This window comes from Candidatus Methylomirabilota bacterium, assembly GCA_035315345.1.
Classification (GTDB): domain Bacteria; phylum Methylomirabilota; class Methylomirabilia; order Rokubacteriales; family CSP1-6; genus CAMLFJ01.
This window is the reverse complement of the sequence record DATFYA010000128.1, coordinates 1-26,539: the sequence shown is the minus strand read 5'-3', so window position 1 is coordinate 26,539 and position 26,539 is coordinate 1. Positions and strand designations below refer to the sequence as shown.

The window sequence follows — 26,539 nt, the reverse complement described above, 5'->3', positions numbered from 1 at the left end:
GTCTAGCGCAGTGGGGCGAGGCGCGCGGCCGTGAGCCCGAAGGGTGGCGGCGGGAGCCGCCGAGGGGTCGACTCGACGCGTCAGCGATGCGCCCGGACGCCCGCCTGGTCGTCACGAATTTGTTACAGTGTGTCGCCGAGCGGCGCCATGGAAGTCGATGCCGTCTACACGTGGGTCAATGCGCTCGACCCGGCGTGGCGTGCGCCGTACGAGCACTTCGCCGCTCTCGAGCTCAAACCGCGCGGCCGCGACCCCGCCACCGTCGCCTCGATCCGGCACACCGACAACGACGAGCTCCGCTACAGCCTGCGCAGTCTCGAGCGGTACGCCCCGTTCATTCGCCGCATCCACCTCGTCGTCGACGGCGCGCCGCCTCAGTGGCTCGACACCTCGTCACCCGAGATCCACGTCGTCGGTCACCAGGAGATCTTCCCGGACGGCTATGCGCTCCCGGTCTTCAGCTCCTATCTCATCGAGGCGTTCCTCTGGAGGATCCCGGGCCTCGCCGAGCGGTACGTCTACTTCAACGACGACATGCTCCTGGGCGGGCCGTGCACGGAGCGCGACTTCTTCGACGAGCGGGGCCGGGCGGTGGTCCGGATGAAGCCCGAGCTGATCCATGCGCCCCGGGACCCGGACGATCTCATCTACTACGAGATCCTCCGGAACACCGGGCGCGGAATCCGGCGCCGCCTGCGGCTCACCCACCCGCCGCGCTTCACGGCCCGGAGGCCGTGGATGCCGATGCTCCTGCGGCGCCTCCTGCACGACCGACTCTCGCTCAACATGATGGTCCACATCGCGCAGCCGTATCAGCGAGCTCTCTGGCCGACCTGCCTCGAGATGTTCCGGGAGGAGCTGGCGATCCTGGCCCGGTCGAGGTTCCGGCATCGGCGCGGCTTCTGGCTCAATCTCGCGTACCAGTACCTGGCGCGGGAGCGCGGGGCTGCGGTCTTCAGCTACGAGCCGAGCGACATGGTCGTCTGGCGCCGCCTGGTTTTCGCCAATCCCGCGCTGCACAAGGCGAGACTTCGGGAAGCGGCGCGGAGCGGGATCAAGTTCCTCTGCCTCAACGACGGCCTCGACACGAGCGGAGGCGACTGGCGCCGGTTCATCGAGGAGGCGCTGAGCGAGGCGCTGGGCGCGCCGAGCCGGTGGGAGAAGGCGTGCGCCGCCTCTGCGCCGCCCGCCCCGAAGGCCGCGGCCCCCTGAGGAGGCCTATCGCCGGCCCGCGCCCTGCACCTGCTCGAGCGCCTCGCGCCGCTGCTTCTCGACGTTCAGCTCGTCGGTGAGCTGCTTGATCTTGGCCTCCACCTGGCCGCGCTCGTCGGCCAGCCGCACCTTGAGCGCCTCGATGTCCGCGCTCTGACGGCCACCCTCCCACCAGGAGAGGGCGGCCGCGCCGAGGATCACGCCGACCAGCAGCGCCAGCAGCGAGACGACGACGCCGGAGCGCCCCATGCGGCGCGCCGGGTCAGCGCTTCGCCATCGCGGGGGCGGCGGCCGCCGCGCCCTCGACCTTGATGCGCATGCCGTAGAACGACCGCCACACGAAGATCACCGACACCACGAAAAAGATGGCGGCCAGCACCGAGGTGAATCCGCTCCCGCGCTCCGCGGTCAGGGAGACCGCCAGCTCGACCGCGAGCAGACCGAAGAGCGTGGTGAACTTGATGATCGGGTTCATCGCCACCGACGAGGTGTCCTTGAACGGATCGCCGACCGTGTCCCCCACCACGGTGGCCGCGTGCAGCGGGGTGCCCTTCTCCTTCAGGTCCACCTCCACGACCTTCTTGGCGTTGTCCCACGCCCCGCCCGCGTTGGCCATGAAGATCGCCTGGTAGAGGCCGAACAGGGCGATCGAGATGAGGTAGCCCACGAAGAAGTAGGGCTCCACGAAGGCGAAGGCCAGGGTCACGAAGAAGACGGCCAGGAAGATGTTGAACATCCCCTTCTGGGCGTACTGGGTGCAGATCTCCACCACCCGCTTGCTGTCGGTGATGGAGGCCTTGGTCGTGCCCTCGAGCCGGATGTTGGCCTTGATGAACTCCACCGCGCGGTAAGCCCCGGTGGTCACCGCCTGGGTGGAGGCGCCGGTGAACCAGTAGATGATGGCGCCGCCGCTGATGAGGCCGAGCAGGAACGGGGCGTGCAACAGCGAGAGCTTGTCGAGATTCTGGGTGAGGCCGGCGGTGAGCAGCACGATGATCGAGAAGATCATGGTGGTCGCGCCCACCACCGCGGTGCCGATCAGCACCGGCTTGGCGGTAGCCTTGAAGGTGTTGCCCGCGCTGTCGTTCTCCTCGAGCAGGTGCTTGGCCGCCTCGAAGTTGACGTCGAAGCCGTAGTCCTTCTTGAGCTGCTGCTTGATGCCCGGAAGCGTCTCGATGACGGACAGCTCGAACACCGATTGAGCGTTGTCGGTCACCGGGCCGTAGGAGTCCACCGCGATCGTGACCGGTCCCATGCCGAGGAACCCGAAGGCCACGAGGCCGAAGGCGAACACCGCCGGCGCGGCCATCAGGGCCCCGAGCCCCATGGTGCTCACCCAGAAGCCGATGCTCATGAGGGCCACCATGGTGAGGCCGAGCCAGTAGGCGCTGAAGTTGCCGGCCACCAGGCCGGACAGGATGCCCAACGAGGCGCCGCCCTCCCGGGCCGAGGTGACGACCTCGCGCACGTGCGAGGAGTTGGTCGAGGTGAAGACCTTGACGAACTCGGGGATGATCGCCCCGGCCAGCGTGCCGCAGGTGATGACGGTGGAGAGCTTCCACCAGAGGGTGCCGTCGCCGAGGTCGGGGATCATGATCCAGGACACCAGATAGGTCAGCACCACCGAGACGATCGAGGTCAGCCAGACCAGGCCGGTGAGCGGGGCCTCGAAGCTCATGGTCCTGGCCGCGCCGTAGCGGGCGCGGGCGAGCGCCTCGTTGACCAGGTAGGACCCGCCGCTGGCCACGATCATGATGATGCGCATCACGAAGATCCACACCAGCAGCTGCACCTGCACCAGCTCCTGCGGCACCGCGAGCAGGATGAAGGTGATCAGGGCCACCCCGGTCACCCCATAGGTCTCGAAGCCGTCCGCGGTCGGTCCGACCGAGTCGCCCGCGTTGTCGCCGGTGCAGTCGGCGATCACGCCGGGGTTGCGCGCGTCGTCCTCCTAGATGTTGAAGACGATCTTCATCAGGTCCGAGCCGATGTCGGCGATCTTGGTGAAGATGCCGCCCGCGATGCGGAGGGCGGCCGCCCCCAGCGACTCGCCGATGGCGAAGCCGATGAAGCAGGGCCCCGCGTAGTCGCGCGGGATGTAGAGGAGGATGCAGAGCATGATGAACAGCTCGACCGACACCAGCAGCATGCCGATGCTCATGCCCGCCTTGATCGGGATCGCGTAGACCGGGAACGGCAGCCCCTTTAAGCTCGCGAACGCGGTGCGGGAGTTGGCGAAGGTGTTGATGCGGATGCCGAACCACGCCACCCCGTAGCTGCCGAGGATGCCGATCACGCTGAACAGCAGGATGATGAAGACCTTGATCCCCTCGAAGTGCTGCAGGAACCCGAAGTAGAAGACGATGATCACCGCGATGAACAGCTCCAGGATCATCAGGAACTTGCCCTGGGTGATCAGGTAGGTCTTGCAGGTCTCGTAGATCAGCTCGGAGATGTCCCGCATGGACTGGTGCACCGGCAGGTTCTTGAGCTGCGAGTAGATCACCAGGCCGAAGGCCAGGCCGGCCAGGCAGATCAGGAGGCCCCACTGCAGCAGCGTGCGGCCGTTCATGCCCACGAAGCTCGCCTGCGCCAGGTCGGGCAGCTTCAGCGAGGCCTCGCCACCACCCTGGTGCGGCGCCGGCGCGGCCGCGGCGGCCGGGGGCGACGTCTGGCCCAGCGCGACGGGAGGCAGCGCCAGCGAGAGAACGCTCAGGACGAGCAGCGCCCACGCGAGCGGGGTGAGCGCGCGGCCGGGCAGGTGCCGAATCGCATCCATAGTCCGAATCTCCTTGAGCCGGTTCGAAGGGTGAGTCGGGTCGCCAGGACCGCCGCGAGCCCAACGCGTGTTTATACCCCACCGGGCCGGCGGCCGTCAACGCGGCGCGTCGCCCGAGAGTGCGCGCCTAGTGGCCCCCTAGTCGCGCAGGAGGGTCTCGATTTCCTCGCGGTGAGGGCCGAAGCCGTCGAACAGGCGCTCGCCGATCACGACGGTCGGGACGCCGAGCCGCCCCGCCCGCGCGAAGAGATCCAGGCTCGCCTCCGGATCCTTCCCGACGTCGCGCACGTCCACCGCCACGCCGCGCGCCTGGAAGAATGCGAGCGCGGCCTCGCCATCGACGTTGCCTTCCATCGTGAACACCAGCGCCTTTTTCACGCGGCGTCCACGATACCACCTCGCCCTTGACGCTCCAACGTCCGGTTTGCTAGCATCCGCGCCCGGTCAGCCGGCATGACCCGAGTCGATCTCGTGGCCACGATGGCCGCGGCGAGCGGATGGACCAAGGCGGATGCGGATCGCGCCCTGCGCGCGTTCCTCGCCTCGGTGCGCGCGTCGCTCAAGCGGGGACAGCCGGTCACGCTGGTGGGCTTCGGCACCTTCTCGGTCACCCGCCGCAAGCCGCGCCGAGGCAAGAACCCGCGCACCGGTCAGCCCATGCACGTTGCGGGCGGACGCACGCCGCGCTTCAAGCCGTCGCGTGAGCTCAAGCGGGCGGTCCGGTAGGGATTTTCTCTCGGCAAAATCGCTCGCCGGGTAAGATGGACCCAGTGCGCGCCATCTCCGTCCTCGCCGTCAGCGCGGCCCTCTGGCTCGTCGCAACACCGGCATCAGCTCAGAACAGCAGCGTCAACGGTCGGCCCCTGACCTTGAGCGCGGAGTCGGTCTTGCTCCTCGACACCCAGGGCCGGGTGCTCTACGCCAAGAATCCCGCCGAGGACCACGCGCCCGCGAGCCTGGTCAAGCTCATGACGCTCTATCTGGCCTGCGAGGCCATCGAGGCCGGACGCGCGCAGTGGGACGAGCCAGTGCTGGTGAGTCATCGCGCCGCGCTGACCCCGCGCTATCGCATGGGGCTCAAGACCGGCGAGACCGCGCCGCTGCGCACGCTGCTCGAGGGAGTGGCCATCGCCTCCGCCAACGACGCGGCCACCGCGGTGGCCGAGCATCTCGCGGGCACCGAGGACGCCTTCGTGGCGTCGATGAACGCCAAGGCCGAGGAGCTCGGTCTCGGCCACACCCACTTCGCCAACGCCCACGGCCTGCCGGATCCCGCCCAGCGGAGCACCGCCCAGGACCTGGCCAAGCTGATCGGACGCCTTCTCGACGACTACCCGTCGTCGCGGCCACTGCTGGGTGGTGCCACGTTCGTCTATCGCGGCCGCGTCTACAGCCGGCGCATCCCGCTGTTCCAGGACCCCGGCGGCGTGCAGGCTCTCAAGACCGGCTTCACGCGAGAGGCCGGCTACAACCTGGCGGTGTCGGCGTGGAAGTCGGGGCAGCAGTTCCTGCTGATCGTGCTCGGCGCGCAGACGCGGAGCCTGTCGTTCCGCGACGCGCGCACGGTGCTGCGCTTCGGGTTCTACGAGACGGGCCTCGAGTCCGCGCCGGTGGCCCCGGCGCCGCGACGGCCCCGGCGGCCCGCCCTGCCGCCCCGTCGGCCCAGCGAGCGCCGCTCGCGAGCCGCGGTCCCCGGCACCAGCTGAGGGCGGGCACGATGGCCGCCCCGCGCGCTTTCGTCTTCGACGCCTACGGCACGCTCTTCGACGTCCACTCGGTGATCGAGGCTGCGCGCGAGATCACCTCGGATCCTCAGACCCTGTCCAACCTCTGGCGCCAGAAGCAGCTCGAGTACACCTGGCTGCGCTCGCTCATGGGGCGCTACGAGGATTTCTGGGCGGTGACCGGGCAGGCGCTGCGGTTCGCCCTGCGCCGGCTCGGCATCACCGCCGCCGAGGCTCAGGTGGAGGCGCTGATGAGCGCCTACCTCACGCTCGCGCCGTTTCCCGAGGTGCCCGCGACGCTGCGGGCGCTCGCGGGGACACCCCTCGCCATCCTCTCGAACGGATCGCCGTTCATGCTGGAGCGCGTGGTGCGCGGGAGCGGGCTCTCCGGGGCCTTCGGCCACGTGCTGTCGGTGGACGAGGTGAAGGTCTACAAGCCCTCGCCGCGTGTCTACGAGCTGGCTCCGCGCGCGCTGGGGGTGGCGCCGGGGGAGATCGTGTTCGTCTCCTCGAACGCCTGGGACGTGGCGGGCGCGGCCGCCTTCGGGTTCACCACCTGCTGGTGCAACCGGACGAACGCGCCGGCCGAGGAGCTTCAGGTCACGCCGGACTACGAGGTGGACCGCCTGGACACCATCCGCGAGCGGCTCGCGTTCTAGCCTCGAGCCTTCTCGTCTCGCTTCGAGCCGCGGAACGTCCTGGGGCGCCGGGCGGGGTCAGGACGTGCCGCGCGCTGCGTACGGCGGTCTACCGCTTGGCCAGCCGCTTCCGCTTCACGTAGGCCCAGATCTTCTTCGTCATCTCCGAGGGGCCGATGGGCTTGCTGCCCATGACCGACTCCAGGGTGTCGTCGCAGCCCTTGAAGTTGATGGAGTAGCCACCAAACGCGAGCTTCTTCTTGGCCATTCGTCATTCCTCCCTCGTTGAGTGTTTGGGGGTCCTGCCCGGCGCCCCCCGAAACGGCCGAGGGTATTATGGACGGACTCCGAGGGAGAGAAAAGCGAAAAATACAATCCCTAGGGGGGTCTCTACGAGGGAAAGACTACCCGGTGGGGGTATACCCCCCGGGGGCTCCCTCCCCGCTCAGCCCCTCCCGGCGAAGGCCGGCATCACCTCGCGGGCGAACCACCGCAGCTGCTCCTTGAACTCGGCGGGCGGCAGCCCTTCGGCCCAGTGGATCATGCACTGATCGAGGCCGGGATAGCGGGCCTCGATCTCGCGGATCGCCTCGATCACCTCGGACGGACGGCCCACGAGCCACGCCTTCTGCTCGACGCCATCGCGCAGCGTGGGCACGCGCGCGGGCGCGCCCGGCGTGCCCCACGAGCGCCCCTGCTCGTCGGCGTAGCGCACGAAGCCGAACGGGGCGAACCACTTGTAGCGCTCGTCGTGCGCGGGCTCGAGCCGGCGAATCGCCTCCTCCTGCGACTCGGCAAGGTAGAGGCCCACCCCCCAGCAGAGATCCTCGCCGAGCTGCTTGGGCCGACCGTGACGCGCGCACGCGTCGCGGTAGGCGCGCGCGACCTGGTCGAGCACCTTCTCGCCGTTCAAGGTCACCATCGCCTTCAGCCCCATGCGGGCCATGTAGTCGATGGACTTGCCACTGGCGATGGGCATCCAGATCTCCACCGGCCGGTGGATCGGCCGCGGCACGCACGTGATCTCGCGCAGGCGATAGCCGCGGTAGTCCACGTCGGGCGGGATCACGTAGTACTTGCCCCGGTGGCTCCACGATTCCTCGTTGAAGCACTTGAGCAGGACCTCCATCTGCTCCTCGAACATCTCGCGGTTGGCCGCCGCGTCGAGTAACGGCGCCCCGAACGACTCGACCTCGCGGGTGTGGTAGCCACGGCCGACGCCCATGATCACGCGGCCATCGGTGACGATGTCGGCCATCGCGTAGTCCTCGGCCAGGCGCACCGGGTGCCACATGGGCAGGATGTTGAACGCGCAGCCGAGCTTCAGCCGCCGGGTCTGGGTCGCGAGCCAGAGCGAGAGCTGCACCAGGTTCGGCAGCACCTCGTAGCCTTCCCGCTGGAAGTGATGCTCGGCCGTCCACAGGCAGTAATAGCCCTGCTCGTCCATGAGCTGGGCCACGTCCTTCGCGGTCTGGAAGGCCTCGATCAGGCGCTCGTTGGGATAGCGCCGCTGCTCGGTGGGCGTGCCCGCGAGGCCGACGTTGTCCAGCTCGATCTGTCCCACGTAGAGGACCGAGAATTTGGTGATCACTTGGCTCTCCAGCCTCCGTCCACGACCAGGGTGTGCCCGGTGATGTAACCCGCCTCGTCCGAGGCCAGGAAGCAGACCGCGGAGGCGATCTCCTCGACGGTGCCCCGGCGGCCCGCCGGAGCGATCGCGCGCACCGCCGCGTCGTCCACCGCGACGCCGCGGCCGCTCATGTCGGGGACGCCCGGCCCCAGGATCTCCTGCGAGTGCGCGCGCAGGCCGGTGAGGATCGGGCCGGGGGCCACCGCGTTGATCGTGATGCCGCGGGCCGAGTAGGTCACGGCCATCTGCCGGGTGAGCCCGACGACGCCGTGCTTGGAGGCCACGTAGGCCGCGCCGCCGCCGGTGCCGTTGAGCCCGGCGACCGAGGCCATGTTGACGATCCGCCCGCGGCCGCGCGGCAGCATCTCGCGGAGCGCGCGCTTGCAGCCGTGGAACACGCCGGTGAGGTTGATCCCGAGCACGCGCTCCCAGACCGCGTCGTCGGTCTCGTCGACGTTCCAGTAGCCGTCGAGGATGCCCGCGTTGTTGACCATGATGTCGAGCGGCCCCAGCTGGCTCACCGCGGACGACACCGCGCGGTCCACCTCGCCGGCGCGGCTGGTATCCGCCTGGAGCCCCATCCCCTTGCCGCCGGCGCCCATCAAGAGCCGCGCCGTCTCCGCCGCGCTGCCCGCGTCCAGATCCACCGCGGCCACCCGCGCCCCGCGGCCCGCCATCGCCAGCGCGATGCCACGTCCGATACCCGAGCCCGCTCCCGTCACCACCGCGACCTTGTCCGTCAGCTCCACGGTTCTCCTCGATCGGGGTCAGGTCTTGCATTACGACAAATGTCGTAATGCAAGACCTGACCCCGGGCTAGATGGCGAGGGCGTAGCCGTCGCGGCGAGGATCGGCGCCGGCCATGAGCGCGCCGGACTCCGGGTCGCGCGCGATGCCCTGCCCGCCCCCGACCACCCACGACCAGTCCTCGATCACGTTGATCCGGTGTCCACGCCGCTCGAGCGCGGTCCGCGTCTCCTCGGAGATGCGCGACTCGGCGTCCACCAGCCGGTCGCGGTACACCCGCACCCGCGCCGCCTCGATGGCCTCCTGCACGTTGAAACCGAACTCGAGCACGTTGAGCAGCATCTGCGGCTGCGTCTGGAGGATGCCGTAGGAGCCGGGCGTGCCGATGCTCAACGCGAAGGCGCCGTCGCGGAAGACCTGCGTCGGCGACATCATGGTGCCGGCCTTGCGGCCCGGCCGCAGCGCGTTGGGCGAGGCCGGATCGCGATCCGACCACTTGAGAATGTTGTTCAGCAGCAGCCCGGTGCCGGGCACCGCGAAGCCCGAGCCGAAGGCCACGCCCAGCGTCTGGGTGACCGACACCACGGTGCCCTCGGCGTCGGCGCACGCGAAGTGCGTCGTCTGCTCGTTCACGAACTGCGCCGGGTGCCCCTCGCCGATCTGCCCGTCCAGCCGCTCGCGATTGTGGCGCTCGCCCTCGCTCACCGCCGCCCGCGCCGAGTCGATGCGCGCGCGCTGCGAGGCCGCGTAGGCCTTGGACACGAGCCCGGTGATGGGCGGCTCGCCCGAGTACGCGTAGGCCAGGCGGTCGGCCGAGCCGAGCTTGATCGCCTCGATCAGATGGTGCAGGTACTCGGGCGAGTTGTGCCCCCAGCCGGGCAGGTCGTAGCCCTCGAGGATGTTGAGCGTCTCCAGCATCTGGAACGCGGAGAACGGCGGCGGCACCGAGCAGACCTCGCGCCCGCGATACGGGATGGCGAGCGGCGCGCGCCACTCCGGCGTGAACGCGGCCAGATCCTCCTCGGCGAGCCAGCCCCCCGCCTCCTGCACGGCCCGGGTGATCGCCCGGGCGATCGGTCCGCGGTAGAACGCCTCCGCGCCGCCCTCGGCCACCTGGCGCAGCGTCGCGGCCAGCTCCTTGTAGGTGACGATCTTCGCGGGCCGCGGGCCGCCGTTGCCCAGGAACAGCCGCTGGGCCTCGGCGGATCGCGCCAGCTGGCCGCGCGACTGCTCGAAGAACTTCACGTTCGTGAACGTCAGCGGCACCCCGTTCTCGGCCAGGTCGATCGCGGGGGCGAGCACCCGCGCCCGCGGCATGGAGCCGAAGCGATCCAGCGCGGTGAGCCAGCCGCCGAGATTGCCCGGCGTCGCGCACGACTTCGGGCCGCCGGCCAGCTCGTCCTCGGTGCACCGCGCGGGATCCGACGCCCGCGGCGCGGGCCCGATGAAGTCGAGCACGTGGCGCTCGCCGGTCCGGGCCCGCGAGATCAGCATGAGCCCGATGCCGGCCGCGCCCGACATGAAGGGCTCGACGACGTTCAGGGTCGAGGCGACGGCCACCGCGGCATCCACCGCGTTGCCGCCCTCGAGCAGCATGCGGATGCCGGCCATCGACGCGAGCGGATGCGCGGAGGCGACGGCGCCGCGCGTGCCCATCACGGGCGGGCGGTAGGCGTGACGATGCGGAGGCATAGGGTCTCCTTGGCGTCTCTCGTGTCCGGGCGCCATGTTAGGCTCAGGCCACGATGGACGCAAGGAGCCCGTCGCCCGCGCTCGACGCCGCGCTCGCGCGCGCCCGGTACATGTACGTGACGACCTATAGCCAGGCCGGCAAGCCGGGCACCGTGCCCACGTGGCTCTGGCCGCACGCGGGCGACGTGTACTTCACCACCCAGCGCGACACGCTCAAGGCCCGCCGCATCCGGAACAACGGTCGGGTCACCGTGCACGTCGGGCGCAAGGACGGCCCGGCCTTCGAGGGACACGCCGAGTGGGTGGACGGGCGGCCGGACCTGGAGCAGGCACTGCTGAAATCCTACTGGCGGAGGTACTGGCTGCTCGTGCCGCTGTTCATGGGCCGCTACATCCGCAAGGGCCTGCTCGCCAAGACGAGCGTCCTCATCCGCATCACGCCGCAGCGCGAAGTGCCGCGTTGACCGCGGCGGCCAGCTTGATCATGTCGAACGGCTTCTTGATCACCGCGTCCACGCGGCCGGCCTGGGTGTCCACCGCGTCGGCCCACCCGGTCAGGAGCAGGACCGGCATGGAGGCGCGCCGGGCCTTGATGGCTCGCGCCACCTCCCAGCCGTTGATCTCGGGCATGCCGAGATCGGTGATGACGAGGTCGTAGTCTCCCTGCTCGAAGCTCCGTAGCGCCTCGCGTCCGCCTCCGGCCAAGGTCACGTGATGGCCGTGGGACATGAGCACGTCGGCGAGCATCTCGCGCACGTCGGCCTCGTCGTCCACCACCAGGATGCGGCCCGGCGGCTCCGCCCCGGCGACCGACGCCGCGGTCGGCGCCTCCGCCGCCCCCGCCGCGGGGATCCAGAGCGTCACGGTCGTGCCCTGCCCCTCGCCGGCCTCGAGCGAGATCTGCCCTCCGTGGCTCGTCACGAGCCCGTAGGCCACGGCCAGCCCGAGCCCCAGCCGCTGGACGCCCTTGGTGGTGAAGAACGGCTCGAACGCGCGGTCCCGCACCTCCGGCGACATGCCCACCCCCGAATCGCGGACCGCGACCACCACGCGTCCCGGCTCGCTCCATGAGCGAACGAGCACCCGGCCTCCGGACGGCAGCGCGTCCACCGCGTTGAGGATCAGGTTGGTGAGCACCTCGCGCAGCTCCGCCTTCCGGCCCAGGACCGGCGGCAGCTCGCCCGGCTCGAAGATCATCTCGACGTTGGCGCCCCGCACGTGCGCCTCGTGCTCCCAGCGGGCCCGCGTGAAGTCGATGCTCTCGCGCACCGTCTCGTTCAGGTCGAGCTCGGACGCGGTGCCGCCATGCTGGGCGCGGCTGAACGCCTGGATGCGGCGCACGGTGTCCGCCGCGTCCACCGCGGCGCGCTCGATGGTGCGGAGCGCGGGGGCCATCTCCGGCAACCGGTTCTTGTGGAGCAGCAGCTGCGTGCGCCCGAGCACGACCGCCATCAGGTTGTTCAGGTGGTGCGCCGCGCCCGCGGCCAGCTCGCCCACTGCGCGCAGGGTCGCGCCGCGGACGAGCGTCTCCTGGGCCGCCTTCAAATCTTCGAGTGTTCCCCGGAGATCGGTGACGAGCCGCGCGTTCTCCATGGCGAGCGCGGCCTGGCGGGCGAGCCCGGCCAGGGCGGCCTCGTCCCGGTCGGTGAACCGCCGGCTCCCCCGGTTGAAGGCCCAGAGCAGCGCGATGATCTGGCCCGAGGCGTCGGGGACCGGGACGGTGAGCATGGCGACCACGCCTTCCGCGGCCGCCCATTCCGCCATCTCCGGCGGGCGCGCGAAGCGGGGATCGGCGGCGTAGTCGTCGGTGCGCAGGGGCCGCCCCTCCTGAAACGCGAGCCCGGCCATGCCCTGGCCCGGCACCAGCCGGCCCGGCTGCACCGGACGCCCCCGCGTGCCCACCGTGGTCAGCGTCTCCATCTGCATCGTGTCCGGGGCCACCACCGAGCACGCCGCCGCATCCGAGCGCAGGAGGCCCGGGATCTCGCGCACCACCGCCTCCAGCGCGGTGACCAGATCGGGGGAGGAGAGCGTGGCCGAGGCCACCCGCTGGAAGGCCTCGATCTCCCCCAGGCGCCCGAGGGCGTCGGCGTGAATGCGCGCGTTGCGCACCGCCACCGCCGCCGAGGCGGTCAGCGCCTCGGCCAGCGCCACGTCGGCGGCGGAGAACTCGCGGCGCACGCGGGTCATGACCGAGAGAATGCCGATCACGCCGTCGTCGAGGACGATCGGCACGCACAGCAGGGAGGCGAAGGCCTCCGCGGCGAACCACGGCCGGTTGGCCAGCCGCGGATCGTCCTGCACGTCGGCGAGGACGAGCGCCTGGCGATGGGTGAGGACCCAGCCGACCAGCGAGGACTGGGTGGGCACCTGCTCCCAATCGGTGCGCGGCGAGCGGAGATGGCCCTTGTGTGCGGCGAGACGCAGCGTGTCGTCCGACTCGCCGCGTAGCCAGATGCGCGCGACCTCGGTGTCGAGTCGGGTGCGCGCAATGTCGGCCAGGCGGTCCAGGACCTCGGTCAGGTCGAGAGTCGAGGTCAGCAGCCGATTGGATTCGGCCAGGACTTCCAGCTCCGGCGGACGGAGATCAGTCATTCGTTGGGGCGCGAACCAGCCGCCGAGCGGCGCGGGTGCGCGGATCATAGCGCACGAGCCCGGGGCCCGCCACCGAACTCCGCGGGCTCCTTGCGGAGCAGCCCGCGCACGCGTGGATCACCTCGTCGGTGCGCGCGCTCGCCGCGCCTTGACCCTCCGCGGCTTTGGACGTAGCATTCAGCCAGCCATTCCCACGCGGGAGCTCGGTGATCCGGGCTGAGAGGGCAGCTGTGACGCTGCCGACCGCTACAAACCTGACCTGGGTAATGCCAGCGAAGGGAGGCCTCGCATGAAAGTCTACGTCTCTGCGTCGGATCCATCCGTGCGCGTGCCCTTCCGCGAAGTCGCGCTCACCACCGGCGAGCGGCTCCGGCTCTACGACACCAGCGGGCCCTACACCGATCCCGAGTACGCGCCGGACGTCAAGCAAGGGCTGCCGCCCCTGCGCCGCCACTGGATCCTCTCGCGCGGCGACGTCGAGCCCGGCGCGGGCGGCCGCTGGGGGCTGCGGGCCCGACCCGGCCGCCGGGTGACGCAGATGCACTACGCCCGGCGCGGCGAGATCACGCCCGAGATGGAGTTCGTGGCGGTGCGCGAGGGCATGAGCCCGGACACGGTGCGCGACGAAGTCGCGTGCGGGCGCGCCATCATCCCGTCGAACATCAATCACCCGGAGACCGAGCCGATGATCATCGGCCGGAAGTTCCTGGTGAAGATCAACGCCAACATCGGCAACTCCGCGGTCTCCTCCTCGATCGAGGAGGAGGTCGAGAAGATGACGTGGGCCACCCGCTGGGGCGGCGACACCATCATGGATCTGTCCACCGGCAAGAACATCCACGAGACGCGCGAGTGGATCCTGCGCAACTCGCCGGTGCCGGTGGGCACGGTGCCGATCTACCAGGCGCTCGAGAAGGTGCACGGCCGAGCGGAAGAGCTGACGTGGGAGATCTACCGTGACACCCTGATCGAGCAGGCCGAGCAGGGCGTGGACTACTTCACGATCCACGCCGGCGTGTTGCTGCGCTACGTGCCGCTCACCGCCCGGCGGGTCACCGGCATCGTCTCGCGCGGCGGCTCGATCATGGCCAAGTGGTGCCTGGCCCACCACCGGGAGAGCTTCCTCTACACCCACTTCCGCGAAATCTGCGAGATCATGGCCGCCTACGACGTGGCCTTCTCGCTGGGCGACGGACTGCGCCCCGGCTGCCAGGCCGATGCCAACGACGACGCCCAGTTCGCGGAGCTCGACACCCTGGGCGAGCTCACCACGATCGCGTGGGAGCAGGACTGCCAGGTGATGATCGAAGGTCCCGGCCACGTGCCGATGCACCTGATCAAGGAGAACATGGACCGGCAGCTTGCGGTCTGCCACGAGGCGCCCTTCTACACGCTGGGGCCGCTCACCACCGACATCGCACCGGGCTACGACCACATCACCTCCGCCATCGGCGCCGCCATGATCGGCTGGTACGGCACCGCGATGCTCTGCTACGTGACCCCCAAGGAGCACCTGGGCCTGCCCGACCGGCAGGACGTCAAGGACGGGGTCATCGCCTACAAGATCGCGGCGCACGCCGCGGACCTCGCCAAGAACCATCCCAAGGCGCGCGAGTGGGACGACGCGCTGTCGCGGGCGCGCTTCGAGTTCCGCTGGGAGGACCAGTTCAACCTGTCGCTCGATCCCGAGACCGCCCGGTCCTTCCACGACGAGACCCTGCCCGCCGATGGGGCCAAGGTCGCGCACTTCTGCTCGATGTGCGGGCCGCACTTCTGCTCGATGAAGATCACCCAGGACGTGCGCGACTACGCGGCCAAGCACGGCATCGCGAGCGAGACCGCGGCGGTCGTCCAGGGCCTGCGGGAGAAGGCGGCCGAGTTCAAGAAGACCGGCGGGCAGATCTACGTCAAGCAGGACCAGCCCTAGGAGGCCTCAATGGCCGCGTTCGCCGACTACGAGCAATACGACGCCCTCGGGCTCGCCGACCTGGTTCGCCGGGGCAAGGTGATGCCCATCGACCTGCTCGAGGCCGCCATCGACCGGGTGGAGGCCAGGAATCCCACGGTGAACGCGGTCATCATGCCGCTGTACGACCACGGACGCCGGGCCATCGCCGACGGGCTGCCCGACGGGCCGTTCCGCGGGGTGCCCTTCCTCCTGAAGGACCTGGGCGCTCCGCTCACCGGAGAGCGGATGACGCGGGGCAGCCGGTTCTTCGCCGACACGCCACCCTCGACCTTCGACAGCGAGACCGTGGCCCGGCTCAAGCGCGCCGGCCTCGTGATCTTCGGCCGCACCAACTCCTGCGAGGTGGGGCTCTCGCTCACCTGCGAGCCGCAGCTGTACGGCCCCACGCGCAATCCCTGGGACCCCACCCGGATCTCGTCGGGCTCGAGCGGCGGCGCCGCCGCCGCGGTCGGCGCGCGGATGCTTCCGATGGCGCACGCCAGCGACGGCTTCGGCTCCATCCGCGCGCCCGCGGCGAGCTGTGGCCTGGTCGGGCTCAAGCCCACGCGCGGCCGCAACACGTTCGCTCCGGTGACCGGAGAGGGGCTCGGGGGCTGCTCCACCGAGCACGCGGTCAGCCTCACGGTGCGCGACAGCGCCGCGCTGCTGGACGCCACCCGCGGCGCGGGCCCGGGCGATCCCTACACCGCGCCCCCGCCGGCGCGACCGTATCTCGAGGAGATCGGCGCGGTTCCGCGGCCGCTGCGGATCGCCTACACCACGGTCACCCCGAACGGAGCCTCGGTCGACGCGGAGTGCCTCGCCACGCTCCAGGAGACGGTGCGGCTCTGCGGCGAGCTGGGCCACGCGGTCGAGGAGGCCGATCCGGACATCGAGCGGGGCGCGGTGATCCCGACCTTCATCACCCTGGCCGCGGTCAACACGGTGGTGAACCTCTCGACCCATCCCACCGCCGGCCGGCCGGCGCGCGAGGGCGAGGTCGAGAAGGTCACCTGGAACACCGCCAAGCTGGGCGAGCGCACCTCGTCGGCCGACTACGTGCGGGCGACGCAGACCGCGCACCGGCTGGGGCGACAGATGGCCGCGTTCCACTCGCGCTACGACGTGCTGCTGACGCCCGGGCTCGGTCAGCTCCCGGTCAAGCTCGGGTGGATCGACATGATGATGCACGACGTGGAGGAGTACTGGCGGCGAGTCTTCGCGTTCTCGCCGTTCACGGTGTGGTTCAACCTGACCGGCCAGCCCGCGATGATGCTGCCGCTCGGCCGGTCCGCCAGCGGGCTGCCGGTCGCGGTCCAGCTGGTGGCCCGCTACGGCGACGAGGCCACGCTCTTCCGGCTGGGCGCGCAGCTCGAGGAAGCACGCCCCTGGTTCGCCCGCAAGCCCGCCCTCGCCGCCGGCTGAGCCGGCGGCGACGTGGGTGTGCGGCCGGCTAGCGCGGCAAGGCGGTCAGGATTGGGTCGAGGTTTTTGGGGTCGGGCTTGAGGGAGCCGACGCGGTGGCTGCGCACCGCGGCCACTACCGCGTCGTTCACCGGAGTGGGCACGCCGAGGCGCCGGCCTTGCTGGGCCACGTAGCCGTTGAGATAGTCGATCTCGGTGCGCCGCCCCTTCATGACGTCCTGCAGCATCGACGGCCGGCCGCCGCTCAGGAACCGCACGCTCGCCGCCATGTCCGCTTCGACCGCGTCGAAGCCGTTGCCGGAGGCCGCGTCGACGAAGCGCTGCGCCTCCACCCCGTAGATCGGCTCCACCTCGTGACCGGAGGCGCGGCCCACCTGGATCACCTCCGCGGCCACGTGGATGGCGATGCGCCGCGGGACCGGCGCGGTGCGCACCTCGGCCGAGCCCAGCCCGCTGAGGCCGGCCAGCGGATTGGCCATGCAGTTGATCGCGAGCTTTGACCAGCGCTCGCCCCAGAGATTCGTGGTGAGCTTGGTGGGCGCCACGTCGTTCATGATGCGCACCAGCTCGCGGGCCCGCGGCGTGTCGCGCCCGTCCTGCTCGCCGATCTTGAAGCCGACCGAGCCGGAGTCCGTGCGCATGGCGTGGCCGGGCTCGTACATGCCGGCCCCGATGGTGATGACGCAGCCGAGGCAGCGCGAGGTGCCGACCACGGAGGCCACGCGCTCGTCGTTGACCCCGTTCTGGAAGTCGACCACCACGCCGTCCGGCGAGGCCAGATAGGTCAACGCCATCTGGGCCGCCCACTCGGTGTCGTAGGACTTGACCGAGACGAAGACCGCCTCGAACGGCGCCCCCACTCCCTGCAGCTCGTGGATGTGAAGCGCCCTCACCGGGATCAGATGGTCTCCGCAGGTGCCGCTGAGACGCAGCCCGCGCTGCTTCATGGTCTCCACGTGCTCCGGCCACTGGTCGACGAGGGTCACGTCGTGTCCCGCCTTGGTGAGCAGCCCTCCGACCACGCTGCCGATGGCGCCCGCTCCGATGATGCCGATCCTCATGGCCGTGGACTCCTCCGTGTGGAATAGCGGAAACACGTCGTGATGTGGTCGTCGACCATGCCGGTGGCCTGCATGAACGCGTAGCAGATGGTGGGCCCGACGAAGCGGAAGCCGCGGGCGAGCAGCGCTCGGCTCATCGCCCGCGACTGCGCGGTCTCGGCCGGCACCTGCCCCATCCTCGTCCACGCGTTGCGGACGGGCCGGCCGTCGACGAACTGCCAGAGGTAGGCGGCGAGGGTGCCGTGCTCCTCCTGCACCGCCAGCACCTGCCGCGCGTTGGTCACGGTGGCGTCGATCTTCAGGCGGTTGCGCACGATGCCGGGATCCCGCATCAGCGCGGCGCGGCGGCGCGCGTCGAAGCGGGCCACCCGGGCCGGATCGAAGCCGGCGAAGGCTCGGCGGTAGTTCTCGCGCTTGCGGAGGATCGTCGACCACGACAACCCGGCCTGGGCGCCCTCGAGCACGAGCATCTCGAACAGGTGCCGGTCGTCGCGGGACGGGACGCCCCACTCCGTGTCGTGGTATTCGATCTCCAGCGGGCCTCCGTTGGCCCAGGCGCAGCGATTCGGCATGGGGCTCCTACACGGTGTCCGGATCGATGCCGTGCTCCTTGAGCTTCTTGCGCAAGGTGTTGCGGTTGATGCCGAGCAGCTGCGCGGCCCGCACCTGGTTGCCCTTCGTCTCGTGCATCACCGCGCGCAGGAGCGGCTTCTCCACCAGCCCCACCATGAGGCCGTGCAGGTTGGCGGAGGCGTGGCCCCGGAGGCCGCGCACGCAGTCGCGCATCTTGCGCTCGATGATCTCCTCCAGCGACGCGTCGGCGGTCACCGCGGCGGCCGCCGATACCGGACCGATCGGCAGGTGCTCGGGCATGATCACCCCCGACGAGGCCATCACCATCGCGCGCTGGATGACGTTCTCCAGCTCACGCACGTTGCCCGGCCAATCGTAGCCGACCAGCCGGTCCATGGCGTCGGCGGCCACGGCGCGCTCCCCGAGGGACTCGGCGTACTTGGCCAGGAAGTGCTCGGCGAGCAGCGGGATGTCGCCGCGGCGGTCGCGCAGGGCGGGCAGCGACAGCGTGACCACGTTCAGGCGGTAGAACAGGTCCTCCCGGAAGCGACCCTCCTTCATCATGCCTTCGAGATCCCGATGGGTCGCCGCGAGCACCCGCACGTCCATGCGCATCAGCTCGTGGCCGCCCACCCGCTCGAAGGCGCGCTCCTGCAGCGCGCGCAGGAGCTTCACCTGCAGCTCGGGCGGCATATCGCCGATCTCGTCGAAGAACACCGACCCGCCGTGGGCCAGCTCGAGCTTGCCGAGCCGTCGCTCCTTGGCGTCCGTGAAGGCGCCCTTCTCGTGGCCGAACAGCTCGGACTCCAGCAAGGTCAGCGGAATGGCCGCGGCCGAGATGCCCATGAAGGGCCGTCCCGCGCGCCGGCTGTAGTGGTGCAGCGCGCGCGCCACCACCTCCTTGCCGGTGCCGGACTCGCCGCGCAGCAGCACGCTCACGTCGCTGGCCGCCACCCGGCCGATGACCTTGTAGACCTCCTGCATCGTGGGGTGGCGCCCGACCAGCGCGCCGAACTCCCAGACCTCCTTGAGGCCCGAGCGAAGCGCGCTGATCTCCTGGGTGAGCCGGCGCGCGGTCAGCGCGCGCTCGGCGAGCAGCAGCGCCTCGTCCAGGTCGAAGGGCTTGGCGAGGTAGTCGTAGGCCCCGTCCTGCATGGCCTGGACCGCGGTCTCCATGGTGCCGTGGGCGGTCATGATCACGACCTGCGCGTCCGGCCGCCTTGCGCGCACCTGCTTGAGCAGCGCCAGCCCGTCGATGCCGGGCATGCGCACGTCGAGCAGGATGAGGTCGAACGGCGCGTTCTCGACCTCCTTCAGCGCGCTGGCGCCGTCCCTGACCGCGGTGACCTGGTAGCCGGCGTTGCGGAAGCCCTTCTCCAGCACCCAGCGGAGGCTGTCCTCGTCGTCGGCGATGAGAATCTGGCCAGTCACGTGCTTATCGGGCGATCGGGAGGAAGCAGGAGACGGCGGTGCCGCGGCTCGGCTCGCTCGTGATGTGGATCCCGCCGTGGTGCTCCTCGATGATGCGGTGGCAGAGGGCCAGGCCGAGCCCGAGGCCCTTGTCCTTGGTGGTGAAGAACGGAGTGAAGAGGCGGGCCCGGGTGGCTTCCGGGATGCCCTGGCCCTCGTCGATGACCTGGATCTCGGCCATGCTTCGCTGGCCGTGGCCCAGATCCACCTTGGTGAAGAGCGGGTTCATGCTGGGCCGCGTGACGAGGGTCAGGCGGCCGCCGTCGGCCATGGCCTCGATCGCGTTCCGCACCAGGTTGTGGAAGACCTGCAGGATGCGATCCTCGTCGGCCAGGATCGGAGGCAGGCTCGGATCGTAGCGCCGCACGATCTGGACGCGGCGCCGGCTCGCCATCTCCTCGGAGAGCAGCGCCACGCGCTCCAGCAGCTGGTGCACGTTCAGGGGCACCGGGCGCAGGGTCACCGGTCGGCTGATGTCGAGGAGCATCTCGAGGATCCGGTTGACCCGGTCCACTTCTTTCAGCAGGACGTCGGTGTACTCGCCCAGGCGGGCGTCGTCCCCCAGCTCGCGCCGCATGAGCTGGACCGCGCCCCGGATGGCGCCGAGCGGATTGCGAATCTCGTGAGCGAGGCCGATCGCGATCTGGCCCGCCGCGGCGAGGGTCTCGCCGCGCCGCACCTCGGACTCGAGCTGGTGCAGGCGCGACACGTCGCGAATCACCGCGACCGCCGCCTCGACGTCTCCGCTCCGGGCCAGCGGCGCGGTGACGATGCTGACGTGCACCGGCCGGCCGTCGCCGCCCTCGACCACCGCCTCCGACTCCGAGCGGCTCTCGCCAGTGGCCAGGGTATCGCCCAGGTGGCGCACCAGCGAGGTGTCGGGCGGGAAGATCTCCTTCAGCGCGCGGCCGATGGTCCGCCGCGCCGATCGACCGAGCAGGGCTTCCGCGGCGGGGTTCCAGAGCATCACGCGCAGCCCATCGTCCACCCCCACCACCGCGTCGGGCAGACCCGCAACGAGGGTCTCGTAGTCCAGGCGGGGCATGCCGCGTGCGCTCAGCGCCGGCCGCCGCTCATGCCAGCGCCAGGTCGGGCACCGCGTTCAGGGAGAGCGGGGCGCGCTCACCCGCTTCCAGGCGGTCGTGGCCGGCCGCGGCGATCATCGCCGCGTTATCGGTGCAAAGCCGGCGCGACGGCACGTGGAGGATCCACCCGCGCTCGCGGCACTCGGCCTCCAGCGACTCGCGGAGCGCGCTGTTGGCGGCCACCCCGCCGGTGAGGACGATGCGCTTCACCCCGGACCGGAGCGTGGCCCGGACGGTCTTGCGCACGAGCATCTTCACCGCGGTGGCCTGGAACGAGGCGGCCACGTCGGCGACGCGAGGCGCATCGAGCGGCCCGGTGCGCCGCACGTGGAGCGAGACCGCGGTCTTGATCCCGCTGAACGAGAAGTCCGGGGCTCCGTCGGTCATGTTCGCGGTCGGGAAGACGATCGCGCGCGGATCGCCCGACCGGGCCACCCGCTCGATCGCGGGCCCACCCGGGAAGCCGAGGCCGAGCAGCTTGGCCACCTTGTCGAAGGCCTCGCCGGCCGCGTCGTCGCGCGTCTGGCCGATCCGCTCGTACCGCCGCGGCTCGCGGGCCAGGTACAGCGCGGTGTGGCCGCCCGAGACGACCAGGGCGAGGAACGGATGGATGGGCGGATCGCCCTCCAGGAACGCAGCGTGGATGTGACCCTCCAGGTGGTTCACCCCGACGAGCGGACGGCGGCGCGCGTAGGCCAGGGCCTTGGCAGCCGAGCAGCCGACCAGCAACGAGCCCACCAGCCCGGGTCCGTAGGTGACCGCGAGGCCGTCGATGTCGTCGAGGGACGTCCCGGCGGTCTCCAGCGCGCGGCGCACCACCGGCATCAAGACGTCGAGGTGGCGCCGCGAGGCCAGCTCCGGGACCACGCCGCCGTAGGGCGCGTGCACGTCGTCCTGCGAGGCCACCACGTTGGACAGGACCTTGCGCCCGCCGTCCACGACGGCGGCGGAGGTCTCATCGCACGAGGTCTCGATTCCGAGCACGATCATGACGTATAGATTAGCGCGCCACGTACGATACGGGTACCAGGCGCAGCCCGCGGGCTTCCCAGCGGGGCACGTACTCCTTGAGCAGCCGGACCGCGAGCGGATGGTCGTGCACGACCACTGTCACCTCACCGCGCCGCTCGGCCCAGCCCGCCACCTCGTCCCAGCGCGCCCGGTCCCCCGCTTCTCCGCCCGCGTGGTCCACCAGGATCTGCCGCCGGGCCGCCCGCACCCCCGCCTCGTGCGCTTCGTCGTAGGCCACCGACTGGCTCGAGGTATAGGCGTCGACCAGGAGGAGGCGCCGCGCCGCCAGCACCTCGAGCATCGCGCGCATGCGCGGCCGATCCTCGGTGAGCCGGGAGCCCATCCGGTTGATTACTCCGACCGCCGGGCCGACCGACGCGATATGCGATACCACCATCTGCCGGATCTCCCCGGGCGGCATCGACATGAGCAGCACGCCCGGCCCCGGATCCAGCTCTGGATAACGGTAGGGCTCCATCGGCAGGTCCAGCAACACCTCCATGCCCGACCGCACCGCGTCTCTCGCGATGGCGCCCGACAGCGGCAGGGCCGGCTGCACTGCCACGGTCAGCGGACGCCGAATCTCCCGAAGCGAATCGAAGACGTCGCGTCGGCCGCCGAGCTCGTCCACGATGATGGCCACCCGCGGGGCGCCGGGCGGAGGCGCCGCGGACTCGGCGACCAGCGGCCGCCCGCGCGGGCTCACGTCCGGCGGGGCGGGGCGGGATTCGCGGCGGGCGAGCAGATCGGATCCGAAAAGGCTCGCCTCCCCGCGACGCGCCTGCCACTGGTCGAGTCCCACCACCGCGATCAGCAGCAACATGATGATGCCGGCGAGAGCCTGCCACACCCTCGCCGGCATCGGGTCGACGTTCCGCCTGGCCTAGCGGGCTTGCGCCTGCGGACCTGCCGGCCCCGGCCGGCTCTTGTCGAGGATCTTCATGGCCTTGAGCAGGTCGAGCGCTCGCTGCAGCTGCGGATCGCGCTTGAGCTGCTCCTGGGGCGTCTCGGTCACCGGCGGCGGAGTCGGCGCCGGGTTGTCCTTGTCGCCGCCCGACACCGGCGCGGTGGTCTTCGGGCCCTCGACCACGATGTCCGGCGTGATGCCCTTGCCGTGGATGGAGCGGCCCTTCGGGGTGAAGTACTTCGCGGTGGTCAGCCGCAGCCCGGAGCCGTCCGAGAGCGGGATGATCGTCTGCACCGAGCCCTTGCCGAAGCTCTGCGTGCCGAGGACCACCGCGCGCCCCCAGTCCTGCAGCGCGCCCGCCACGATCTCGGAGGCCGACGCGCTGCCCTGGTTGACGAGGACCACGATCGGGAAGTCGGTGTAGGCTCGCTTGGAGTTCGAGGAGAACCGCATGTTCTGGTTGCGCACGCGCCCCTCGGTGTAGACCACCAGCTTGCCGGGCTCGAGGAACTTCTCGGTTACCTCCACCGCGGAGGTCAGCAGACCGCCCGGGTTGTTGCGGAGGTCGAGCACGAGGCCCTGGATCTTGCCTTCCTTCGCGTACTTGTCCAGCGCGGTATCCAGGTCGTTGGCGGTCTGCTCCTGGAACTGGCGCAAGCGGATGTACTCGATGCCGGGCTCGAGCTGGTTGTTCTTCACCGAATGCACGCGGATCTGCTCGCGGGTGATCAGGAAGTCCTTCGGCTCGGACCAGCCTTCGCGCACGATGCTGATGGTGATCTTGCTGCCCGGCTTCCCCCGCATGCGCTTGACCGCGTCGGCCAATTGCATGTCCTTGGTGGACAGCCCCTCGATCTTGAGGATGCGGTCGCCCGGCTGGATGCCCGCGCGGTAGGCGGGAGTGCCCTCGATCGGCGCCACCACCGTCAGCACGTCGTCCCGGAGCGTGATCTCGATGCCGAGCCCCCCGAAGGAGCCGCTCGTCTCGACCTGCATCTCCCGGTACATCTCGGGATCCAGGAACGACGAGTGGGGGTCGAGCCCTCGAAGCGTCCCCTTGATCGCGTTGTAGATGATGTCCTTGGGCGGGACCTCATCCACGTACTGGCTCTGCACGATCGAGAGCACCTCGGTGAACAGCCGCAGGTTCTCGTAGGTGGCCGCGGTGTCGTTGCCCTTGCTCGCCACCCCGCCGCCGAGCGACAGGGTGAGCACCAACAGCAGGCCCGAGATCAAGACCACCTTCTTCATGTGCCGGATCGGCCGCATCGTGTACGCCTCCGTGAGTGCTCTGTCGTGCCTATTTCGCTTGCTTCTTTTTCAAATGCGCTCGGCTCGCCTGCGGCTGCACCTCGCCTACCAAATGCGCTTGGCTCGCCTTCGGCTGCACCCCGCCCTGCGCTACCCTTTGGGTCGGAGCCAGTGCGCCGGATCCTGCGGCTTCCCCGCGTGCCGCACCTCGAAGTACAGTCGCGGCCCCTGGAGCGAGCCGGTGTCCCCCACCGTGCCGATGATCTGTCCCTGCTTCACCTCGTCGCCCTCGGCGACCCGGATATCCGCCGCGTGGGCGTAGATCGTGTAGTACTCGCCGCCGTGATCCACGATGATCAGATTGCCGTAACCCCGGAACCACCCCGTGTAGACGACGTGGCCCGGGAACACCGCCGCGATGCTCGAGCCCTCGCTCGCCTCGATGTCGATCCCGTTGCGGAACGTCTTCGTCCCGAACCGCGGGTTCACCTGCGGCCCGTACTCGGCCACCACTCGCCCGTCCGCCGGCCAGGAGAGTCGGCCGCGAAGCGCCGCGAACCCGGTGCCGGACACTCCCGGGGAATCACCCGGCGCCGGACGGGCCGGCCGGCTGGGCGTCGGCGCCTTCGCCAGCGCGCGCCGCTGCTTCTCCTGGAGGTCGCGGATGAACGCCTCGAGCCGCCGGGTCGCTTCGGACAGCTCGCTCACCATCCGGTCGTGGTACGCCCGCTCGTCCTGGATGCGCGACAGCAGCGCGCGCCGCTTGGCCGCTTCCTGGTCGACCTCGAGCCGCTCGCGCTCGGCGTCCGAGCGGAGCGACGCCAGCTCCTTTCCGCGGGCCTCGAGGCGGCTCTTCCGATCCGCCATCGCCTCGGAAGTGCCACGATACTCTCGAATGAGGTGAGCGTCTACCGTGGCCAGGGTGGTCAGATGGCGAAGCTGGACCGCCTGGGTGACCGGATCGTCGCCCGAGAGCACGATCGGCAGCACCCCGCCCTGGGCCTGGAGCTTGTAGAGAGCGCGGAGCCGACGCCCCAGCACCTCCTCCTGCCCGGAGCGTCGGGTCTGCAGGCGCCCGATCTCCCCTTGCAGCTCGCCGATGTCGGCCTGGGCGCGGCGCATCCGGCCGTCGAGGGTGGCCACTTGCTTGCGCTTCTCGGCGAGCCGCTCATCGATGGCCTCGAGCTCGCTCAGCACGCTGGCCTCGCGCTTGCGGGCGTCGGCCGCCTTCTGGCGCTCCTCCTTGAGCCGCTTCTGCGTCTGCTGCAGGTCGCGCTGCTTGTCGCCCACGTCGGCCGCCGTCTCGCGCTTGGCCTGGGCATGGACGGAAGCGGGCAGGAGCAGGGCCGGCGCCATCACGAGCGCCCAGCCGAGCCGACGCGCGCGCATCACGCCTGGGCCCGCCCGCGCGCCAGCATACCGCCGACCGCGCCCAGCATGCTGCCGGCTGCGATGAGGGCGAGGGCTTGCCAGGGGGAGAGGAAGAGCACCCGTTCCAGGCCGATGGTGACCGGCAGCAACGGCTCGAGCCGAGGCACCGCGACGGCATAGGCCAGCTCGAGCGCGGCCAGCGCCACGATCGACGCCACCAGGCCCTGGGCCATGCCCTGGAGCAGCCGCGGCCAGCGGATCACCCGCTCGGTCGCGCCCACCAGGCGCATGATCTCCATCTCGTCGCGCCGCAGGTGCAGCACCAGCGTGGTCGCGGTCGTCACGGTGAGGATCGCGGCCACCGCCAGCACCGCGCCGATCGCCAGCCCCACGCCCTGGAACAGGCGCCGGAACTGCGCGAGACCGTCGACCCACTGGCTGCCGCTCTGCACCTCCTCGACCTCGGGCAGCGCCACCAGCCGCGCCACCAGGGCGCGCGTGCCTTCGGGGGTGGCGGTCCCCGCGTCCGGCGTCACCTCGACCGAGGCGGGCAGCGGATTGCGCGGCAGCTGCTCGGCCACGTCGGCCTGGCTGCCGAGCGAGCGCTTGAGCACGCGCAGGGCGTCAGCCTTGGAGACGAAGCGCACGCGCTGGATCCCGCCCACCGCCTCGATCTTCTGCAGCACCTCGTCGACGCGCGCCGCGGGCGGCTCGTCCTTCAGGTACACGATGACACGTACGCGATCGCCCCACTGATCGATGGCACGGCCGAGATTGAGCGAGAGCAGCCAGAAGCCGCCGAGCGCGGTGAGCGAGAGCGCGATGAGGAGTATCGCGCTGACCCCGACGCGACCCGCCCGTCGCAGGTCGCGCATCGCCTCGCTGAAGATGAAGCTCAGCATGCGGCCGTCCGTGATCTGCGGCGTGGGCTGCAGCCGTGACTTCCTTTCATCTTCAACTCATCTTCAACATGGCTGAGCCATGTTGACCGTGGGCCATCTCGGTCGGGGCAACCCGGCGCGGGCGGGTCGTCATCCCTCGTCCTTGACCAGGCGGCCGCCTTCGAGGCGGAGGGTGCGGCGCTTGAGCTGGGGGACCAGGCGGGCCTGATGCGTCGCGAAGACCACGGTGGTGCCCCGGCTCCAGATGTCCTTTACCAGCCCGATGATCTCGGCCGCCATCTCCTCGTCGAGGTTGCCGGTGGGCTCGTCGGCGAGCACCAGCGGCGGGCGGTTCGCCAGCGCGCGGGCGACCGCGACGCGTTGCTGCTCGCCGCCGGAGAGCTTCGACGGGCGGTGCTCCAGACGGGCGGCGAGGCCAAGCGCGCCGAGCACCTGCTCGGCACGGCTGCGCGCCGCCGGCTGGTCGCCGCCGCGGATCAGCACCGGCAGCATGACGTTCTCGCGGGCGTCGAAGTCGGG

At 70.5% G+C, this 26,539-nt stretch carries 24 protein-coding genes, 1 pseudogene and 1 riboswitch; of the genes and pseudogenes, 7 read left to right on the top strand and 18 right to left on the bottom strand.

Going from position 1 to position 26,539, the window contains the following annotated elements; all coding sequences use genetic code 11:
- Positions 1 to 147: 147 nt before the first annotated feature.
- Positions 148 to 1,212 (top strand): stealth family protein, encoded by a 1,065-nt coding sequence (locus VKN16_17380; protein ID HME95981.1) that lies wholly within the window; start codon positions 148 to 150, stop codon positions 1,210 to 1,212.
- Positions 1,213 to 1,218: 6 nt separating this feature from the next.
- Here VKN16_17380 and VKN16_17375 read toward each other — a convergent pair whose 3' ends face one another.
- From VKN16_17375 to VKN16_17365, 3 genes and pseudogenes are all read right to left on the bottom strand, one after another.
- Positions 1,219 to 1,461 (bottom strand): hypothetical protein, encoded by a 243-nt coding sequence (locus VKN16_17375; GenBank protein HME95980.1) that lies wholly within the window; start codon positions 1,459 to 1,461, stop codon positions 1,219 to 1,221.
- 13 nt (positions 1,462 to 1,474) lie between these two features.
- Positions 1,475 to 3,991 (bottom strand): annotated as a pseudogene (locus VKN16_17370) (sodium-translocating pyrophosphatase).
- 138 nt (positions 3,992 to 4,129) lie between these two features.
- Positions 4,130 to 4,369: a glutaredoxin family protein gene (locus VKN16_17365; GenBank protein HME95979.1), complete on the bottom strand. Its 240-nt coding sequence runs from the start codon at positions 4,367 to 4,369 to the stop codon at positions 4,130 to 4,132.
- A gap of 75 nt (positions 4,370 to 4,444) precedes the next feature.
- On the opposite strand from VKN16_17365, the gene VKN16_17360 reads away from it, so the two are divergent.
- Genes VKN16_17360 through VKN16_17350 form a run of 3 tightly spaced genes read left to right on the top strand, consistent with a single transcriptional unit; the run spans position 4,445 to position 6,374 of the window.
- Positions 4,445 to 4,717 (top strand): HU family DNA-binding protein, encoded by a 273-nt coding sequence (locus VKN16_17360; GenBank protein ID HME95978.1) that lies wholly within the window; start codon positions 4,445 to 4,447, stop codon positions 4,715 to 4,717.
- Positions 4,718 to 4,761: 44 nt separating this feature from the next.
- A complete protein-coding gene (locus tag VKN16_17355; GenBank protein HME95977.1) occupies positions 4,762 to 5,697 on the top strand; it encodes a D-alanyl-D-alanine carboxypeptidase family protein in 936 nt (311 codons plus the stop codon).
- A gap of 11 nt (positions 5,698 to 5,708) precedes the next feature.
- Entirely contained in the window at positions 5,709 to 6,374 is a 666-nt protein-coding gene (locus VKN16_17350) for a haloacid dehalogenase type II (protein ID HME95976.1), read from the top strand.
- A gap of 88 nt (positions 6,375 to 6,462) precedes the next feature.
- Here VKN16_17350 and VKN16_17345 read toward each other — a convergent pair whose 3' ends face one another.
- From VKN16_17345 to VKN16_17330, 4 genes are all read right to left on the bottom strand, one after another.
- The gene (locus VKN16_17345; protein HME95975.1) at positions 6,463 to 6,621 is read right to left on the bottom strand and encodes a hypothetical protein; all 159 of its coding nucleotides are present in this window, start codon (positions 6,619 to 6,621) and stop codon (positions 6,463 to 6,465) included.
- A 177-nt stretch (positions 6,622 to 6,798) separates the two neighbouring features.
- Positions 6,799 to 7,944, bottom strand: coding sequence for an LLM class flavin-dependent oxidoreductase (locus VKN16_17340; protein ID HME95974.1), 1,146 nt, complete (start codon positions 7,942 to 7,944; stop codon positions 6,799 to 6,801).
- Complete coding sequence (locus VKN16_17335) at positions 7,941 to 8,732, bottom strand: SDR family NAD(P)-dependent oxidoreductase (GenBank protein HME95973.1); 792 nt, start codon at positions 8,730 to 8,732, stop codon at positions 7,941 to 7,943. The genes VKN16_17340 and VKN16_17335 overlap by 4 nt, the downstream gene beginning before the upstream one ends.
- Positions 8,733 to 8,799: 67 nt before the next feature.
- Positions 8,800 to 10,422, bottom strand: coding sequence for a gamma-glutamyltransferase family protein (locus VKN16_17330; GenBank protein ID HME95972.1), 1,623 nt, complete (start codon positions 10,420 to 10,422; stop codon positions 8,800 to 8,802).
- Positions 10,423 to 10,475: 53 nt separating this feature from the next.
- On the opposite strand from VKN16_17330, the gene VKN16_17325 reads away from it, so the two are divergent.
- Complete coding sequence (locus tag VKN16_17325) at positions 10,476 to 10,886, top strand: pyridoxamine 5'-phosphate oxidase family protein (protein HME95971.1); 411 nt, start codon at positions 10,476 to 10,478, stop codon at positions 10,884 to 10,886.
- Here VKN16_17325 and VKN16_17320 read toward each other — a convergent pair.
- Positions 10,858 to 13,017: a GAF domain-containing protein gene (locus VKN16_17320; GenBank protein ID HME95970.1), complete on the bottom strand. Its 2,160-nt coding sequence runs from the start codon at positions 13,015 to 13,017 to the stop codon at positions 10,858 to 10,860. The genes VKN16_17325 and VKN16_17320 overlap by 29 nt on opposite strands.
- Before the next feature lie 185 nt (positions 13,018 to 13,202).
- Positions 13,203 to 13,313: riboswitch (TPP riboswitch) on the top strand.
- Between VKN16_17320 and thiC the strand changes: the two genes are divergently transcribed.
- Positions 13,307 to 14,944: a phosphomethylpyrimidine synthase ThiC gene (gene thiC / locus VKN16_17315; protein HME95969.1), complete on the top strand. Its 1,638-nt coding sequence runs from the start codon at positions 13,307 to 13,309 to the stop codon at positions 14,942 to 14,944. Its footprint overlaps the riboswitch before it by 7 nt.
- Before the next feature lie 9 nt (positions 14,945 to 14,953).
- Positions 14,954 to 16,390, top strand: coding sequence for an amidase (locus VKN16_17310; GenBank protein ID HME95968.1), 1,437 nt, complete (start codon positions 14,954 to 14,956; stop codon positions 16,388 to 16,390).
- 28 nt (positions 16,391 to 16,418) lie between these two features.
- Here VKN16_17310 and VKN16_17305 read toward each other — a convergent pair whose 3' ends face one another.
- From VKN16_17305 to VKN16_17260, 10 genes are all read right to left on the bottom strand, one after another.
- Positions 16,419 to 17,450, bottom strand: a complete 1,032-nt coding sequence (locus VKN16_17305; GenBank protein ID HME95967.1) for a 2-dehydropantoate 2-reductase — start codon at positions 17,448 to 17,450, stop codon at positions 16,419 to 16,421.
- On the bottom strand, positions 17,447 to 18,022 hold the full coding sequence (locus VKN16_17300) for a DNA-3-methyladenine glycosylase I (protein HME95966.1): 576 nt from the start codon (positions 18,020 to 18,022) through the stop codon (positions 17,447 to 17,449). Before VKN16_17300 ends, VKN16_17305 begins: the two co-directional genes overlap by 4 nt.
- 7 nt (positions 18,023 to 18,029) lie before the next feature.
- A complete protein-coding gene (locus VKN16_17295; GenBank protein ID HME95965.1) occupies positions 18,030 to 19,454 on the bottom strand; it encodes a sigma-54 dependent transcriptional regulator in 1,425 nt (474 codons plus the stop codon).
- A 4-nt stretch (positions 19,455 to 19,458) separates the two neighbouring features.
- Positions 19,459 to 20,538: an ATP-binding protein gene (locus VKN16_17290; protein ID HME95964.1), complete on the bottom strand. Its 1,080-nt coding sequence runs from the start codon at positions 20,536 to 20,538 to the stop codon at positions 19,459 to 19,461.
- Positions 20,539 to 20,566: 28 nt separating this feature from the next.
- The gene (tsaD, locus tag VKN16_17285) at positions 20,567 to 21,568 is read right to left on the bottom strand and encodes a tRNA (adenosine(37)-N6)-threonylcarbamoyltransferase complex transferase subunit TsaD (protein HME95963.1); all 1,002 of its coding nucleotides are present in this window, start codon (positions 21,566 to 21,568) and stop codon (positions 20,567 to 20,569) included.
- Positions 21,569 to 21,578: 10 nt separating this feature from the next.
- Complete coding sequence (locus VKN16_17280; GenBank protein ID HME95962.1) at positions 21,579 to 22,451, bottom strand: divergent polysaccharide deacetylase family protein; 873 nt, start codon at positions 22,449 to 22,451, stop codon at positions 21,579 to 21,581.
- Between the two features lie 21 nt (positions 22,452 to 22,472).
- Positions 22,473 to 23,765, bottom strand: coding sequence for a S41 family peptidase (locus VKN16_17275; GenBank protein HME95961.1), 1,293 nt, complete (start codon positions 23,763 to 23,765; stop codon positions 22,473 to 22,475).
- Between the two features lie 132 nt (positions 23,766 to 23,897).
- On the bottom strand, positions 23,898 to 25,136 hold the full coding sequence (locus VKN16_17270) for a peptidoglycan DD-metalloendopeptidase family protein (protein HME95960.1): 1,239 nt from the start codon (positions 25,134 to 25,136) through the stop codon (positions 23,898 to 23,900).
- The gene (locus tag VKN16_17265; protein HME95959.1) at positions 25,136 to 26,020 is read right to left on the bottom strand and encodes an ABC transporter permease; all 885 of its coding nucleotides are present in this window, start codon (positions 26,018 to 26,020) and stop codon (positions 25,136 to 25,138) included. Before VKN16_17265 ends, VKN16_17270 begins: the two co-directional genes overlap by 1 nt.
- Before the next feature lie 129 nt (positions 26,021 to 26,149).
- Positions 26,150 to 26,539: ATP-binding cassette domain-containing protein (locus VKN16_17260; protein HME95958.1), on the bottom strand; the 390-nt coding region annotated here is incomplete at its 5' end.